The organism is Pseudomonas sp. GW821-FHT09C08, from assembly GCF_059418125.1.
On the sequence record NZ_JBWKPG010000007.1, the window covers coordinates 86,632 to 102,792 of the forward strand.

Consider the following 16,161-nt stretch of genomic DNA (forward strand, 5'->3'; position numbering starts at 1 on the left):
GATGCGTGTATGACTGCTCTGACGGACGTCAGTGCGCCAGTTGCCCGGCAATCCAGTGCAACACCGGAAATATCACGGCCCAGAGCAGGGCGAGGCCCATCAGGGTGGCGGCAGTGCCGTAGCCAAAACCGACCCCGGCCAACTGGCTGCCCGCGTAATACGACAACGGCCCACCCAGCGCGCCCAGCAGGCTGGCACGCCACCAGGGCTGGGCGCTCCAGGCCAGGCAATGGCGCAAAGTCGTGGCCAGCAGCGCCCACAGCAGAATCAACCAGAAGGGAATCAACGGCCCGGGCGCGCCGAAGTGAAACACGCCGAAGGTGCGCAGCGACGTATCGATGACTGTCCCCAGCAGGGTCACGGCGAGAATCGCCTGGCCTTCGCGGGACCAGGCACTTATCCACAGCAGATGGAGGGCCAGTACCGCCAACCCCACCAGCAGCCAAAGGCTGTCCCCACCCAGTACACAGGCAAACCAGCCGCACTGGAAGAGCACGGCATTGGCCACGGTCTTAAGCACTGAAGCGCCCAAGCAGCGGTGGGTTGATGGCCGACGGCTTGGCCAGCAGCAGTTGCGCGGTACCGATGGTGCGCTCCATGAAGCCGCCCTCGCAGTAGCACAGGTAAAACTCCCACAAGCGCAGGAAGTATTCGTCGTAGCCCAGCTCCGTCAGGCGACCCTGGGCGCGGCGAAAGTTCTCATGCCACAGGCGCAGGGTTCGCGCGTAATGCAGGCCGAAATCCTCCATGTGCAGCAGGTTCATATCGGTGTCGCGGCTGACGATCTGCAGCATGTTCTGCACGCAGGGCAGGGCGCCACCGGGGAAGATATAGCGCTGGATAAAGTCGACGCTGTTCTTGGCCTGCTCGAAACGTTGCTCACGGATGGTAATGGCCTGCAGCAACATCAGGCCGTCGCTCTTGAGCAGGTGCGCGCACTGCTTGAAGTAGGTCGGCAGGAAACGATGGCCCACCGCTTCGATCATCTCGATGGACACCAGCTTGTCGTACTGGCCGGTCAGGTCGCGGTAGTCCTGCAGCAGCAGCGTGACCTGATCTTGCAGGCCGAGGGCCGCGATGCGTTTTTCGGTGTAGGCGAACTGCTCCTTGGACAAGGTCGTGGTGGTGACCTTGCAGCCGTAATGCTGCGCTGCGTACAGCGCCATGCTGCCCCAGCCGGTGCCGATTTCCAGCAAGTGGTCGGTGGGTTTGAGGGCGAGCTTCTGGCAGATACGCTCAAGCTTGTTCAGTTGCGCCTGTTCCAGGCTGTCGTCGGCGGTCAGGAACTGCGCGGCCGAGTACATCATGGTCGGGTCGAGGAATTCTTCGAACAGGTCATTGCCCAGGTCGTAGTGGGCGGCGATGTTTTTCTGCGAGCCCTTGCGCGTGTTGCGGTTGAGCCAGTGCAGGCCTTGGGTGAACGGCCGTGCCAGGCGCGCCAGGCCACCTTCCATCGCGTCGAGCACATCGAGGTTGCTGACCATCACGCGCACCACTGCGGTGAGGTCCGGGCTGCTCCAGTAGCCGTGGATAAACGCCTCGCCGGCGCCGATGGAACCGTTGGCCGCCACCAGGCCCCACACCGCCGGGTCGAGAATCTGGATCTCGCCCAGCAGGTGCGCTTCGCGTGCGCCGAACACTTGGCGCTCGCCATCCTCGATCACCACCAACTGGCCATGGCGCAGTTGGCTGAGTTGGCGCAGCACACCTTTGCGCAGCAGCGCACTGGTCAGGCCGTTGACGTTCAGGCGGTTGGTCTTGACCGATAAGCTAGGGGATTTCATGGCGGCGATCCTTGGTATACCCGACTGCGGTGCGAGAGGCGCCATCGGCGGCCTGATGGGAAAAAATCGGTGTGCGTTTGAGCAACAGGCGCAAGGCCTGCCAGTAGATGGCGAGGCAGGTCTTGGCGGTCATCCACGGAAAGCGCCACAGGTAGCGGTGCAAGCTGGCGCGGGTGAGTGTTTCCTTGTGCAGGCTCAGCGTGGCATCGAAGACTTTCAGCTCGCCTTGCCAATCGGCCATGTGCACGCCGAGCTTGGCGGCGGGCGGGCTGAAGCTCATGCGGTACTCCAGGTCGCGCGGCAAGAACGGCGACACATGAAACGCCTTGGCCACGGCGAAATGCTGGTGCTCATCCGCGCCAAGGGCCTGGGCCGGCAGCACGTAGTGATAGCGCTCGCGCCAAGGGGTGTTGGTCACTTCGCACAGGATCGCGGCCAGACGTCCGTCGGCCTCGAAGCAGTAGAAGAAACTCACCGGATTAAAAGCCAGGCCCCAACTGCGGGCCTGGGTCAGTAGGCAGATTACGCCCTGGGGTGTACGCCCCAGCGCCTTGCCGACTTCCTGGCGCACGGCGGCGGTCAAGCTCATGCCGTGGCGCGTCAATTCACGCAGGTAATCCTGCTGGCGAAAACCGAAGGGTGCCAGACGACTCGCGCCGGCCAGCGGCGAGAGCCCGAGCACTTGCTCTTCTTCGCTCAAGTCCAGGTACAGCAGCCCGATGCGGTAGCGAAAGGCGTGAGCCTTGGGCGCAAACCGGCGATGGGCGATCCAGCCGCTGTACAGGGCGCTGTTCACAGGGCCTCCCCGAAGGCTTGCGCCACGCGCAGGGCGCTGACCACGCCGTCTTCATGGAAACCATTGGCCCAGTAGGCGCCACAGTAAAAGGTGTTGCGCGTACCGCAGAGTTCTTCCCAACGACCTTGGGCCGCCACCGCCGCGAGGCTGTATTGCGGGTGGGCGTAGGTATAGCGGGCGAGGATCTTCAGCGGGTTGATCATTGGCGTCTGGTTGAGGCTGACGCAAAACGTGGTGGCGCTGTCGATGCCTTGCAGGATGTTCATGTCGTAGGTGACGGCCGCCTGGGTCTGCGTGTTGCCGGTCAGTCGATAATTCCAGCTGGCCCAGGCCAGCTTGCGGTCGGGCAGCAGGCGGGTGTCGGTATGCAGCACGACATCGTTGTCGGCATAGGGCAGGGCGCCGAGGATCTCCTGCTCGGCCTGGCTCGGGTCGCCGAGCAACGCCAGTGCCTGGTCGCTGTGGCAGGCGAACACCACCTTGTCAAAGGCTTCGGTGCCGGCCGCGCTGTGGATAACCACACCCTCGGCGTCGCGCTCGACCAGGTGCACGGGGCAATTGAGACGCACCTGTTCGCGGAAGCTGCGGGTCAACGGCTCGATATAGCGGCTGGATCCGCCTTCGATGACACACCATTGCGGCCGGTTGTTCACCGAGAGCAGGCCGTGGTTCTTGAAGAAGCGCACAAAGAACTGCAGCGGGAACCCCAGCATGTCCTGCAGGGACATCGACCAGATCGCCGCGCCCATCGGCACAATGTAGTGCCGGATAAAGCGCGGGCCATACCCGCCGGCCTCAAGGTAGTCACCCAGGGTCATTTCGGCGCTGATGCGCTGCTCCTGCAGGTCCAGCGGTGCCTGGCGATTGAAGCGCAGGATATCGCGCAACATGCCCCAGAAACCTGGCGACAGGATATTGCGGCGTTGCGCGAACAGGCTGTTGAGGTTGTTGCCGTTGTACTCGAACCCGGCGTGTTCGTCGCACACCGAAAAACTCATCTCGGTGGGTTTGAACGCCACCCCGACCTGCCCCAGCAGGCGGATGAAATTGGGATAGGTCCAGTCGTTGAATACGATGAAACCGGTGTCCACCGCGTAGCTTTTACCCTCGACCGTCACATTGACCGTGTGGGTATGCCCGCCGATGCGGTCGCCCGCTTCGAACAGCGTGATGTCGTGGCGACGGCTGAGCAGGTAGGCGCTGGTCAGCCCGGCGATGCCGCTGCCGATAATGGCGATCTTCACAGGTCGTCCTTATGCGGCGGCGGGCTGCGCAGCATGCGCTTGCCGATGATCAACTGGGCACGGTTGGGCAGTTTCGACAGCGGCCACAGGGTGGCGATAAACAGCGCCGGGAACGCAATCTCGAGTGGGCGTTTTTCCAACTTGGCGAAGATGTGCCGCGCGGCTTTGTCGGCGGACCAGCTCAGGGGCATCGGGAAATCGTTGCGCTCAGTCAGCGGGGTGTCGACGAAGCCTGGGCTGATCACCGTGACGTCGATGTTTTCCGGCGACAGGCTGATGCGCAGCGATTCGAACAGGTAGCGCAGCCCGGCTTTGGACGCACCGTAGGCCTCGGCACGCGGCATCGGCAGGTAGGTCACGGCACTGGCGACGCCGACCAGATGCGGGGTGCGCCCGGCACGCAGCAACGGCAGCGCGGCTTCGATGCAATAACTGCTGGCGAGCAAATTGGTGCGCACCACATGTTCGACAATCGACGCGTCGAATTGCCGGGCGTCCACGTATTCACAGGTGCCCGCATTCAGGATCACCGTGTCGAGCGAACCCCAGGCCGCGGCGATCTGCTCACCGATCTCGCGCACAGTCTGGCTGTTGGTCAGGTCGCCAGGCACCACCAGCACTTGTCCGGGAAAACGTTGAGCGAGGGCCTGCAGCGGGCCTTTGCTGCGCGAACTCAGTGCCACATGGGCGCCGCTGTTGAGCAGCTCCACGGCCAGCGAGGCACCGATGCCACTGCTGGCGCCGGTCAGCCAATAACGACGGGGCGGCAGTGCGTTCATCCCATTCTCCTTTTCAGCCAGTTGACGACGCTGCCCAGTACGGGAAGGTGTTCGTAGAGCAGGGCGCCGGCATCGAAGTAATCGCGATGGCGGTAGACCTTTTCACGCCACATCAGGTGCGAACAGCCCTCCACGCGGATGACCTTGCCGTTGGCCAGGCGCGGGTGGGTAAAGCTCATTTTCCAGCGCAGGTAGCCTTCGCCTTCGGCCACCTGGTCGAAGCCGTGGAAGTCGAAGCGCAGTTGGCTGACGTTGCTGTACAACTCGGCGAAGTAGCGGTGCATCGCGGGCAATCCCTGCACCTCGTGCAGTGGATCGGTAAAGGCGATGTCCTGACTGTACAGGCTGTCGAGCAGGTGCAGGTTGTGTTTGTCGAGGGTGGAAAAAGCCTGGGCGAAGCGGCGCAGGAAATCACTCATGTTCGGCGACCTCCTGGCGTGAAGGCAGGCTGCGGAAGGCTGCCAGGGCGCGTTCGCGGGACTTTTTCAGGTCGACGATGGCGCGCGGGTAATCCGCCACGCCGAACAGGCCGCCGACTGCCTCGGGGTTGTGCACTTCCTTTTTATTCAGCGCGGCCAGTTCCGGCAGCCAATGCTTGATAAACACGCCTTCGCTGTCGAATTTTTCCGATTGGCTCAGTGGGCTGAAAATCCGGAAGTACGGTGCCGAATCGGTGCCGGTAGAGGAACTCCACTGCCAGCCGCCGTTGTTGGCCGCCAGGTCGCCGTCGATCAGGTGGCGCATGAAGAATCGCTCGCCTTCACGCCAGTCGATCAGCAGGTTCTTGGTCAGGAACATCGCGACCACCATGCGCAGGCGGTTGTGCATCCAGCCGGTCTCCAGCAGTTGGCGCATGGCTGCGTCGATGATCGGCAGCCCGGTGCGGGCTTGTTGCCAGGCCGCGAGGTCCTTGGGCGCGTCACGCCAGGCGACCGCCTCGGTCTCGGGGCGGAAGGCGCGGTGGCGAGACACCCTTGGGTAGCCGACCAGGATGTGTTTGTAGAACTCGCGCCAGAGCAGCTCGTTGATCCAGGTGATGGCGCCGATATCGCCGCTTTCGAATTCGCCCTGGTTGGTTTGCAACGCGGCGTGCAGGCACTGGCGCGGCGACACCACGCCCGCCGCGAGGTAGGCGGACAGCTGGCTGGTGCCGGGTTTGGCCGGGAAGTCGCGCTCGTCCTTGTAGTAACTAATCTGCTGGTCGGCGAAGGCGTCGAGGCGGCGGCGGGCTTCCTCTTCGCCGGCGGGCCAGAGGGCGCGCAAGGTCTCGCTGGGGGGGGCGAACCCGTCGACCTGCTCGGGGATCGGATCACTTTTCAACGGGACAGGCGCCTGGGCCTTCGGCGTCGCGACCAGGCGCGGCAGGGCGCTGTGCAAGCGGGTGTAGCAGACCTTGCGGAACTGGCTGAACACCTGGAAGTACGTGCCGGTCTTGGTCAGCACGCTGCCGGGTTGGAAAAACAGCTGGTCCAGGTAGCTGTGAAAGCTGACGCCATCGGCCTCCAGCGCGTTGGCCACTGCCGCATCGCGACGGCTTTCATGGATGCCGTATTCCTCGTTGACGTGCACCGACTGCACCGACAGCTCGCGGCACAGCTTGCCCAGCGCGGCGGGCACCTGATCCCAGGTGGCGGCGTGGCGGATCAGCAGGGGGATATTCAGCTTGCCCAGGGCCTGGTTCAAGTGCTGCAGGTTGCGCAGCCAGAAGTCGACTTTGCACGGCGCATCATCGTGGGCCAGCCATTGCTCCGGCGTGATGAGGTACACGGCTGCAACCGGGCCGCGCTGGCAGGCGGCGGCGAGGGCGGTGTTGTCGTGTAGGCGCAGGTCGGTGCGCAGCCAGATCAAATGCATTTAAAGAAGTCCACGCTGGATCAGTATCTGGTGGGCCGACAAGGGGTCTTCGGCCACGAACAATTCAGGGGTGTCACGGGTTAATACGGCTAACTCGGCCTGGTGGATGCATACCGTTGGTCCGACGATCAACTTTGGGCCACTGACGCCGCTCAATAGTTTTGCGAGTGCCGACAAGTGGAGGGCCTTGCTCGAATACAGCAGCACCGCGCGCGGTTGCAGGTGTTCCACGGCCAGGGCCAATTCGCCGGCGGGCAGTGGCCAATCGAAGACTTCCACCGGGCAATCGGCACTGCTGGCCAGCCAGGCGCTGAGCCACAGGTGCGGCTCCAGCGGCAGGTCGGACTGGTTGATCAGCAGCAGCGGCGGGCCCTGCAACTGGCGGTTGTTGTGATAGATGCGTGCGCCGAATTTGCTGCGCAGCCAGGACAGGAAAAACACCCGCTCCATCTGCGCGCCGAACTGGCCTTGCCAGCGCTGCTCCAGGTCCTGCAGCAGCGGCAGCAACAATTGCTCGCACAGCGTGCGCGGCGGGTACAGCGCCATGGCCTGGTTGAAGACGTCGTCGACCCGGCGCTCGATCAATTCGCTGATGGCATTCAACAGGTTCTGGCGCAACCCGTGCCACTCATTCTCGACAGTCTCTGGAAGGGCTTGGGCAGAGTCGATCAGGCCTTTGACCTGGCTGACCGGCACGCCGCGATTGAGCCAGGTCAGGATGGTGTGGATGCGTTGCACGTGATCGGCGCTGAACAGCCGATGGCCCTTGGGCGTGCGCTGGGGCACGATCAGGCCATAGCGGCGCTCCCAGGCGCGCAGGGTCACGGCGTTGACGCCGGTCTGGCGCGCCACTTCGCGAATCGGCAGCCAGCCGTCTTCGAGGGCTTGGGCGATGTCGTCGCCGGTTTCGTCTTGCAGGGCGGCTTTCATAGGTTAGATCGCATTACGCAGGCTGAGATTTTCCGGGTGCGGTTGCAGGTACGCCTGCTGCGCGATGTAGCGGTCCGGGTGTTGGCGAAAGTGATGCTTGAGCAAGGTCAGCGGCACCACCAGTGGCACGATCCCCTGGTGGTACTGGCCGATGACGGTCTGCATTTCCTGTTTGTCGTCGGCGCTGATGGCTTGCTTGAGGTAGCCGCTGATGTGTTGCAGCACATTGGTGTGGGTCCCCCGAGTGGCGCACTTGCGCAGGCCGCTCATCAGTTCGCTGAAGTAGCCGGTGGCCAAGGCGTCGAGGTCGGTGCTCCGGGTCATGCTGCCCAGCAGGTGGCCGAGGCTTTTGTAGTGCGCCGGGCTGTGGGCCATCAACAAGTATTTGTAGCGCGAATGGAAGGCCAGCAGGCGATGACGGCTGAGCCCTTCGGCGAGCAGTTGTTGCCAGCTGGCGTAGACAAAGACGCGGGTCATGAAGTTTTCCCGCAGCACCGGGTCGTTCAGCCGACCATCCTCTTCCACCGGCAGGTTGGGGTGGCGCGAGCAAAACGCCTGGGCGTAGATGCCGCGCCCGCCGCCATCCACCGGCGTGCCGTTGTCGCGGTAGACCTTGACTCGCTCCAGGCCGCAGGACGGTGACTTCTGCATGAAGATGTAACCGCACAGGTCGGTATGCGCGGCGGCCATCTGCTGGCCGTAGTCATCCAGCGGTTGGGTCACATTCAGCTCGCGGTGCACGGTGCCCACGGCTTGCGGGTGCGCCGGATCGCCTACCAGGCGAATCGGTTCGCGGGGGATGCCCAGGCCAATCGCGACTTCTGGGCAAAGCGGTACGAACTCGAAATAGCCGCTGAGCGTCTGGCTGCAGAGAGGGGATTGTTTATGCCCGCCGTTGAAGCGCACGTTTTCGCCAAGCAGGCAGGCGCTGATCGCGATCTTTGGCTTACCGGAGTGGGACATGGCCAAACCTCTACAAGATTCCTGTACAAGACTAAAAACTTGTACAACTAAATCTCATCATAGGTTTGATGCTGTACAAGTCAAATATTTTGTACAAGTATTTTTCGCGGAGGTTATTTCCAGCCGATCTGCCAGTCCTCGGCGTTCTGCAGGCTTTGCCACGCCAGCCTTTCGGTGCGCCGCGTCATGACGGCTTGCAGGTCGATTTCCAGCACGGTGCCTTCTTCGTCACGGATCAGCTCGGTGACCAAAAAGTGTTTTTCCTTGTTGCGGGGGTGCGCTGCTGTCCACTTCGACAGCAGCAATTTAGCGGGGTTGATGCGGTTCATTGCAGGTGCTCGATCAAGCGTCGCGCGGCTTCCTGGCCACTGAGCCAGGCGCCCTCGACGCGGCCCGACAGGCACCAGTCGCCACATACATACAGGCCCAGGTCGGCGTCGGCCAACACGCCGAACTCATGGGCGCTGGACGGTCGCGCGTACAGCCAGCGATGCGCGAGGCTGAACGAGGGAGCAGGCATGGCGCTGTGCAGCAATTCAGCGAAGGCGCCATGCAGGTGTTCGATCACGGCTTCCTTGGGCAGGTCCAGGTGGTCCCTGCTCCAGGCGCTGGTGGCGTGCAGCACCCAGGTGTCGAGGGTGGTGTCGCGTCCGGGTTTGCTGCGGTTGCGCGCCAGCCAGTCGAGAGGGCTGTCTTGCACGAAGCAGCCTTGCATGGGCGTATCCAGGGGCTTGTCGAACGCCAGGGCGATGGCCCAGGTCGGGTCCATCTTCACGCCGGCGGCGGCACTTGCCAGCTTGGGCGCGGCGGCCAGCAGCGCGGTGGCTTGCGGGGCGGGTGTGGCGATGATCACGTGGCTGAACGGGCCGTGGTTTTCGCCGTCGGCGTCCAGCAGGTTCCAGTGCTGTTTGCCCTGGAACACTTCGGTGATGCGGCAACCGAACTCCACCGGCAGGTCATCGAGCAGGGCGCGGGTGATCGCGCTCATGCGCGGCGTGCCGACCCAGCGGATTTGTTCATCGGGAGACGGGGTGAGTTGGCCGGACTTGAAGTTGTACAGCTGGGGCTTCCATTGCTCGGCCCAGCCGTTGCTTTGCCAGCGCTGCACTTCGTTGACGAAGCGGCGGTCGCGGGCGGTGAAGTACTGCGCACCCATGTCCAGCGCGCCGGCGTCGCTGCGCTTGCTGGACATGCGGCCACCACTGCCGCGGCTTTTATCGAAGAGTTGTACAACGTGCCCAGCGTCTCTTAACGCTCGGGCGGCGGAGAGACCGGCGATGCCGGTGCCAATGATCGCGATGGGAACAGTCATGGGAGGCCTCGTTTTACCGTTGGGTACAGACTACGCCGACACCAATAGCTGTACAATATTGTTTTTTGGTATAAGTTTTGGCTTACCTGTTCTTACGGCGTGACCTATGGTTAAAGCTGAGGCTTGAACCTGCGTTACGCCCGATTACAAATGGTCCCTGCTTATAAAATAGACTAGCGATGGGCGGCAAACGTTACATGAGGAAGATCCCATGCACATTTTGCTGACCGGCGGTACTGGTTTGATTGGCCGCCAACTTTGCCGACACTGGCTTGCCCAGGGTCACCGCTTGACCGTGTGGAGTCGTGATCCGGAACAGGTGGCCCGTTTGTGTGGCGACCAGGTCCTGGGTGTGGGCCGCCTGCAAGAGGTGATCGGCCCGGTGGATGCGGTGGTCAACCTGGCGGGCGCGGCTATTGCGGACCGTCCCTGGACCCATAAGCGCAAGGCGCTGTTGTGGAGCAGCCGTATCGGCCTTACCGAAACCCTGCTGGCCTGGCTGGAAGGCCTGGCACAGAAACCCTCGGTGTTGATCTCCGGTTCGGCGGTGGGCTGGTATGGCGACGGCGGCGAGCGTGAACTCACCGAAGCCAGCGGCCCGGTGCAGGACGATTTCCCCAGCCAGTTGTGTATTGCCTGGGAGGAAACCGCCCTGCGCGCCGAAGCGTTGGGCCTGCGTGTGGTGCTGGTGCGTACCGGCCTGGTGCTGGCCGCAGAGGGCGGCTTTTTGTCGCGGCTGTTGCTGCCGTTCAAACTCGCGCTGGGCGGGCCGATCGGCACCGGTCGGCAGTGGATGCCATGGGTTCATATCAAGGATCAAATCGCCCTGATTGATTTTCTTCTGCACAAGCCTGACGCCAGCGGTCCGTATAATGCCTGCGCGCCACACCCGGTACGCAACCGTGAGTTCGCCAAGACGTTGGGCCAGGTGTTGCACCGCCCGGCGTTCATGCCGATGCCGGCCTTTGCGTTGAAGGTAGGGCTGGGCGAGTTGTCCGGCCTGTTGCTGGGCGGGCAAAAGGCCTTGCCAGAGCGGTTGCTGGCGGCCGGGTTCACTTTCCAGTTCACTGAGTTGCGCGCGGCTTTGGATGACGTGTCCAGCCGCCTCTAGAGATAGGATGTTGCATGACGGATCACGCGTTGTTACTGGTCAACCTGGGCTCACCGGCGTCCACTTCGGTGGCCGATGTGCGCAGCTACCTCAATCAGTTCCTGATGGACCCTTACGTGATCGACCTGCCGTGGCCGGTGCGGCGTCTGCTGGTGTCGCTGATCCTGATCAAGCGGCCCGAGCAGTCGGCCCACGCCTATGCCTCCATCTGGTGGGACGAGGGCTCGCCGCTGGTGGTGCTCAGCCGCCGCCTGCAACAGCAGATGACTGCGCAATGGACCCAGGGCCCGGTTGAGTTGGCGATGCGCTACGGCGAACCGTCGATTGAAAGCGTGCTGACCCGCCTCGCCGCCCAGGGCATTCAGAAAGTCACCCTCGCGCCGTTGTACCCGCAGTTCGCCGACAGCACCGTGACCACAGTCATCGAGGAAGCCAGGCGCGTGGTGCGCGATAAAAAACTCGATGTGCAGTTCTCGATCCTGCAACCGTTCTACGACCAGCCCGAATATCTCGACGCCCTGGTAGCGAGCGCGCGGCCTTATGTGGAGCAGGATTACGACCACCTGCTGCTGAGTTTCCACGGCTTGCCTGAGCGCCACCTGACCAAACTCGACCCCACCGGCCAGCATTGCTTCAAGGATGCCGACTGCTGCAAGAACGCCTCCGCCGAGGTGCTCAAGACCTGCTATCGCGCGCAGTGCTTCAGCGTCGCCCGTGACTTTGCCGCGCGCCTGGGCTTGCCGGAAGATAAATGGTCGGTGGCGTTCCAATCGCGCCTGGGCCGCGCCAAATGGATCGAACCCTACACCGAAGCGCGCCTGGAAGCGTTGGCACAGCAAGGCGTGAAAAAGCTGCTGGTGATGTGCCCGGCGTTTGTCGCCGACTGCATCGAGACCCTGGAAGAAATCGGCGATCGCGGCCTGGAACAGTTCCGCGAGGCCGGGGGCGAGGAGCTGGTGCTGGTGCCGTGCCTGAATGATGATCCACAGTGGGCGAAGGCGCTCAACACCTTGTGTGAGAGAGCCCCAACAGCGCTGTAACCAGGTCTTATACCGATCTACCTGTCGGCGCTGGCTTGCCTGCGCCTACAGTTAGAGGGTGTTACAGGTTGAGGGTCAGGCTGACCGTGAAATTGCGCGGCTCGCCGGGGCTGATCCAGTAGCTGCTGTAGGACCGCTCGTAGTAATTCTCATCAAACAGGTTGTTGAGGTTCAGCCCCACGGTGAGGTTGTCCGTGGCCTTGTAATGGGCCAACAGGTCAACGGTGTGATAAGCCGGCAGTTCGAAACGCGTCCCTGCTTCACCCGAGCGGTCACCTACATAAGTGAACGCCGCCCCCAGGTCTGAGCCGCGCAACGCGCCGTCCTGGAACTCATACACGCCCAACAGACTGCCGCTGCGCTTGGACACGCCGAGGATCCGGCTGCCGGCGGGAAGGGTTTTATCGCCTTTGGTCACCTCGGCGTCGATGTAGGCAAGCGCGCCGATCACTCGCACGGCATCGCTCACTTGCCCGCTCAGTTGCAGGTCAAGGCCTTGGCTGCGCGCCTTGCCCACGGCGCGGTTGAGGTTGGTGGCGGGGTCCAGGGTGAGTACATTTTCCTTCTCGATATGGAACGCGGCCAGGGTTGCGCTGAGACGGTCGTCGAACAGTTCGCTCTTGACCCCCACTTCATAGCCCACGCCTTCTTCCGGCGTGAAGGATTTCCCGTCGGCGCCCAGGCCGCTGTTGGGCTTGAACGACGTGGAGGCATTGGCGAACACCCCGACTTGCGGCGTGAGCTGATAGAGCAGGCCGGCACGCTGGGTCAAGGCATCGTGGGTTTGCTGGCTCCTGGCGTGGTTGCGGGTGAAGTCGTCGATGCTCTGCTCGAAATGCTCGAAGCGCGCACCGACCAGGCCTCGCAGGCGGTCGGTGAAGATGACCTGGTCTTGCAGGTTCAGCGCATTGCTTTGGGTCTGTTCGAAGAAGTCAGTGCCGGAGCGCGCGCCGTTGGGTTTGGGCTGGCCGTAGACCGGGTTGTAGATATCGAGGGTGTAGCGGCTCCCGCCAATCGCCGTGACGCGTTCTTTCTTGCGATAGTCCTCGTATTCGGTGCCAACCAGCAACTCGTGCTGCCAGCTGCCGATATCGAACAGGCCGCGCAGCTCCAACTGGGTGATGCTGTCGTGCCAGCCCATGGAGCGTTCACGGTAGCGGCGGTCGATGGTGTGGCCGTCGGCATTCAGTGCGCGGTTTTCCGAGGCGTCGCCCCACAGGCTGCCCTGTTTGTAGTGGCTGGCCAGGCGCAGTTTCCAGGCGTCGTTGAGGTGATGCTCAAGGCTGGCCTGGATACGGTTGTTATGGTTGTCGATATCGCCGTCGTTGGGTTCACCCAGGAAGGTTGTGCGGGACACGCCGCTGGCGTCGACGATGCCGCGGTCGAAGGTGGAGCTGTGGCGCACAAATTCGCTTTCCACCAGCAGATGTGTGTCCGGGTCCAGCTGCCAACTGAATGAGGGGGCAACAAAGACCCGCTTGCTCTGCACATGGTCGCGAAAGCTGTGGTTGTCTTCCACGGCCAGGTTGACTCGCGAGAGCAGGTTGCCCTCGCTGTCCAGCGGGGTGTTGAGGTCGACGGCGGTGCGATAGCGATCCCAACTGCCGGCGCTGGTTTGCACGGTGGTGAAGGCATCGGGCTGGGGCTTCTTGGTGACGATGTTCACGGTGCCGCCGGGATCGCCACGGCCGTAGAGGCTCGCGGCGGGGCCCTTGAGTACTTCGATGCGTTCGATATTGGCGGTGTCCGGCGTGCTCGGGTAGCCACGGTTGGCGCTGAAACCGTCCTGGTAAAACTCCGACGTGGTGAAGCCGCGCACGCTGTATTCGTAGAGGGTGAGGCCGCCGAAGTTGTTTTGCTTGGACACGCCGCCGGCAAACTCAAGGGCGCGTTCTACCTGGGTGCTGCCCAGATCCTTGAGCACCGTTGCGGGAATCACGCTGATCGATTGTGGGATGTCGCGCAGGGCTGTGTCGGTTTTTGTCGCACTGGCCGAACGCGTTGCACGGTAGCCCTTGACCGGGCCGGTGGCGGATTCATAGGCGTCGGTGGTGACGCTGATGGTGTCGAGTTCCAGGGTGTTGTCTTCGGCGTAGGCGGGGTCAAGCAACAAGCCCAGGGCCAGGCCGGCCATGGGGGCAATTCTTCGAGACGGCATGATAGAGCGTTCCAATAGCGATATTGAAACAATATAACATGTCTAATGAGAATGCCTTCGCTTTGAAATATGAGCTTACAGGTACCCGCGAACGGGTACCTGGCGAGGCGTCTTATTCCTCTTCTTTGACCGGTGCAGGCGGTGGGCGCAGGCCGATTTCTGCCAACAGCTTGATCTCTTTGCCGTTGCGCATAACCTGGATTGCCACCTTGTCGGTCGGCTTGATCCGCGCCACCTGGTTCATCGATTTGCGCCCATCGCCGGCCGGTTCGCCGTTGATGCTGAGGATCACATCGCCCAGTTGCAGGCCGGCTTTCTGCGCCGGGCCGTCGCGGAAAATCCCGGCGACCACGATGCCCGGGCGTCCGGTCAAGCCAAAGGACTCGGCCAGCTCCTTGGTCAATGGTTGGACTTCGATCCCCAGCCAGCCGCGAATCACCTGGCCGTGCTCGATGATCGACTTCATCACTTCCATCGCCAGTTTCACCGGGATCGCAAAACCGATGCCCTGGGAGCCGCCGGACTTGGAGAAAATCGCCGTGTTGATACCGGTCAGGTTGCCATTGGCATCCACCAGTGCGCCGCCCGAGTTGCCCGGGTTGATCGCCGCGTCGGTCTGGATGAAGTCTTCGTAGCTGTTGAGGCCCAACTGGTTACGCCCGGTGGCGCTGATGATGCCCATGGTCACCGTCTGGCCCACCCCGAACGGGTTGCCGATGGCCAGCGCGACGTCACCGACGCGCAGGCCGTCGGAGCGACCGAGGGTGATTGAAGGCAGGCTCTTGAGGTCGATCTTCAGCACCGCGAGGTCGGTTTCGGGGTCGCTGCCGACCACGCGGGCCAGGGTCTCGCGGCCATCGCGCAGGGCGACCACGATCTGGTCGGCGCCGGTGGTCACGTGGTTGTTGGTGAGGATGTAGCCCTCGGGGCTCATGATCACGCCGGAGCCGAGGCTGGATTCCATGCGCCGCTGCTTGGGGCCGTTGTCGCCGAAATAGCGGCGAAATTGCGGGTCTTCGAATAACGGATGAGCGGGTTTGTTGATGACTTTCGTGGTGTACAGGTTGACCACCGCTGGCGCCGCGATAACGACAGCGTCCGCATAGGTCACCGGGCCTTGCACCACCGCGCTGGTTTGCGGCGCCTGCTGCAGGTTTACATCAAGGCTGGGTAAGCCCACCAACTGGGGGAAACGCTGAATAATCAGCATCGCGATCAGCACGCCAGCCAGCAATGGCCATCCAAAAAAACGCAGTGCCTTGAGCATCAAGTAAGTCCTGACAGGTTGCAGGGGGCGGGAGAGCGCCCATAATGTCGCGCATTATACGAGGCTGCGAGCGCCTCGGAACGGGATATTTAGGAGTCTTTTATGGCCGTCCCCCTTACCACCCTCGTCGAGGAAGCGGACCGCTACCTCGGCAGTGCAAAAATTGCCGATTATTGCCCCAATGGCCTGCAGGTCGAGGGGCGCCCGCAGGTGATGCGCATCGTCAGCGGCGTGACCGCCAGCCAGGCGCTGCTGGATGCAGCTGTCGAAGCGCAGGCCGACCTGATCCTGGTGCACCACGGTTATTTCTGGAAGGGCGAAAACCCCTGCATCACCGGCATGAAGCAACGCCGCCTGAAAACGCTGCTCAAGCACGACATCAGCCTGCTGGCCTACCACCTGCCGCTGGACCTGCACCCTGACGTCGGCAACAACGTGCAACTCGCCCGCCAACTGGACATCACGGTCGAAGGCCCGCTGGACCCGAGCAACCCGAAGATCGTCGGCCTGGTCGGTTCGCTCTCCGAGCCGCTGTCACCGCGCGACTTCGCACGCCGGGTGCAGGACGTCATGGGCCGCGAGCCCTTGCTGATCGAAGGCAGCGAGATGATCCGCCGCGTCGGCTGGTGCACCGGCGGGGGTCAGGGCTATATCGACGACGCGATTGCCGCCGGCGTCGACCTGTTCCTGAGTGGCGAGGCGTCGGAGCAGACCTTCCACAGCGCCCGCGAAAACGACATCAGCTTTATCGCCGCCGGCCATCACGCCACCGAACGCTACGGCGTGCAGGCACTGGGCGATTACCTGGCGCGGCGTTTTGCCCTGGAGCATTTGTTCATCGACTGCCCCAACCCGATCTGAGCCATGCAACTGAACCCCTGTGGGGGCTGGCTTGCCTGCGACGCAGGCAACTCGGTACATCC

At 62.8% G+C, this 16,161-nt stretch carries 16 protein-coding genes; 3 read left to right on the forward strand and 13 right to left on the reverse strand.

The window, feature by feature from the left end; all coding sequences use genetic code 11:
- Positions 1–28: 28 nt before the first annotated feature.
- The 11 genes from AC07OJ_RS23090 to AC07OJ_RS23140 all read right to left on the reverse strand — a co-directional run bounded on the left by AC07OJ_RS23090 (position 29) and on the right by AC07OJ_RS23140 (position 9,662).
- On the reverse strand, positions 29–520 hold the full coding sequence (locus AC07OJ_RS23090) for a DUF2878 domain-containing protein (RefSeq protein WP_495095272.1): 492 nt from the start codon (positions 518–520) through the stop codon (positions 29–31).
- On the reverse strand, positions 513–1,784 hold the full coding sequence (locus tag AC07OJ_RS23095; protein WP_065900509.1) for an SAM-dependent methyltransferase: 1,272 nt from the start codon (positions 1,782–1,784) through the stop codon (positions 513–515). The genes AC07OJ_RS23090 and AC07OJ_RS23095 overlap by 8 nt, the downstream gene beginning before the upstream one ends.
- Positions 1,771–2,580, reverse strand: a complete 810-nt coding sequence (locus AC07OJ_RS23100; protein WP_065900510.1) for a DUF1365 domain-containing protein — start codon at positions 2,578–2,580, stop codon at positions 1,771–1,773. Before AC07OJ_RS23100 ends, AC07OJ_RS23095 begins: the two co-directional genes overlap by 14 nt.
- Positions 2,577–3,824, reverse strand: coding sequence for an NAD(P)/FAD-dependent oxidoreductase (locus AC07OJ_RS23105; protein WP_495095273.1), 1,248 nt, complete (start codon positions 3,822–3,824; stop codon positions 2,577–2,579). The genes AC07OJ_RS23100 and AC07OJ_RS23105 overlap by 4 nt, the downstream gene beginning before the upstream one ends.
- Positions 3,821–4,603, reverse strand: a complete 783-nt coding sequence (locus AC07OJ_RS23110; RefSeq protein WP_495095274.1) for an SDR family NAD(P)-dependent oxidoreductase — start codon at positions 4,601–4,603, stop codon at positions 3,821–3,823. The genes AC07OJ_RS23105 and AC07OJ_RS23110 overlap by 4 nt, the downstream gene beginning before the upstream one ends.
- Positions 4,600–5,022, reverse strand: a complete 423-nt coding sequence (locus tag AC07OJ_RS23115; protein WP_065900516.1) for a nuclear transport factor 2 family protein — start codon at positions 5,020–5,022, stop codon at positions 4,600–4,602. The genes AC07OJ_RS23110 and AC07OJ_RS23115 overlap by 4 nt, the downstream gene beginning before the upstream one ends.
- Positions 5,015–6,457 carry a deoxyribodipyrimidine photo-lyase gene (gene phrB, locus AC07OJ_RS23120; protein ID WP_495095275.1) on the reverse strand — a complete coding sequence of 481 codons (1,443 nt, stop codon included), beginning with the start codon at positions 6,455–6,457 and terminating at the stop codon, positions 5,015–5,017. Before phrB ends, AC07OJ_RS23115 begins: the two co-directional genes overlap by 8 nt.
- Complete coding sequence (locus AC07OJ_RS23125; protein ID WP_065900520.1) at positions 6,458–7,387, reverse strand: MerR family transcriptional regulator; 930 nt, start codon at positions 7,385–7,387, stop codon at positions 6,458–6,460. It abuts the gene before it with no gap.
- A gap of 3 nt (positions 7,388–7,390) precedes the next feature.
- Positions 7,391–8,350: a YbgA family protein gene (locus AC07OJ_RS23130; RefSeq protein WP_495095276.1), complete on the reverse strand. Its 960-nt coding sequence runs from the start codon at positions 8,348–8,350 to the stop codon at positions 7,391–7,393.
- Between the two features lie 113 nt (positions 8,351–8,463).
- The gene (locus AC07OJ_RS23135; RefSeq protein WP_065900523.1) at positions 8,464–8,679 is read right to left on the reverse strand and encodes a TIGR02450 family Trp-rich protein; all 216 of its coding nucleotides are present in this window, start codon (positions 8,677–8,679) and stop codon (positions 8,464–8,466) included.
- Positions 8,676–9,662 (reverse strand): NAD(P)/FAD-dependent oxidoreductase, encoded by a 987-nt coding sequence (locus AC07OJ_RS23140; RefSeq protein WP_201143508.1) that lies wholly within the window; start codon positions 9,660–9,662, stop codon positions 8,676–8,678. Before AC07OJ_RS23140 ends, AC07OJ_RS23135 begins: the two co-directional genes overlap by 4 nt.
- 211 nt (positions 9,663–9,873) lie before the next feature.
- Between AC07OJ_RS23140 and AC07OJ_RS23145 the strand changes: the two genes are divergently transcribed.
- Positions 9,874–10,773 carry a TIGR01777 family oxidoreductase gene (locus tag AC07OJ_RS23145; RefSeq protein ID WP_106805196.1) on the forward strand — a complete coding sequence of 300 codons (900 nt, stop codon included), beginning with the start codon at positions 9,874–9,876 and terminating at the stop codon, positions 10,771–10,773.
- A gap of 14 nt (positions 10,774–10,787) precedes the next feature.
- Positions 10,788–11,813 (forward strand): ferrochelatase, encoded by a 1,026-nt coding sequence (gene hemH / locus AC07OJ_RS23150; RefSeq protein ID WP_065900526.1) that lies wholly within the window; start codon positions 10,788–10,790, stop codon positions 11,811–11,813.
- 61 nt (positions 11,814–11,874) lie between these two features.
- Here the strand turns inward: hemH and AC07OJ_RS23155 are convergent, their stop codons facing one another.
- Complete coding sequence (locus AC07OJ_RS23155) at positions 11,875–13,971, reverse strand: TonB-dependent siderophore receptor (protein WP_495095277.1); 2,097 nt, start codon at positions 13,969–13,971, stop codon at positions 11,875–11,877.
- Between the two features lie 112 nt (positions 13,972–14,083).
- Positions 14,084–15,238 (reverse strand): Do family serine endopeptidase AlgW, encoded by a 1,155-nt coding sequence (algW, locus tag AC07OJ_RS23160; RefSeq protein ID WP_065900528.1) that lies wholly within the window; start codon positions 15,236–15,238, stop codon positions 14,084–14,086.
- Between the two features lie 102 nt (positions 15,239–15,340).
- Here algW and AC07OJ_RS23165 point away from each other — a divergent pair, with 102 nt between their 5' ends.
- Complete coding sequence (locus AC07OJ_RS23165; protein ID WP_262135852.1) at positions 15,341–16,099, forward strand: Nif3-like dinuclear metal center hexameric protein; 759 nt, start codon at positions 15,341–15,343, stop codon at positions 16,097–16,099.
- Positions 16,100–16,161 lie beyond the last annotated feature (62 nt).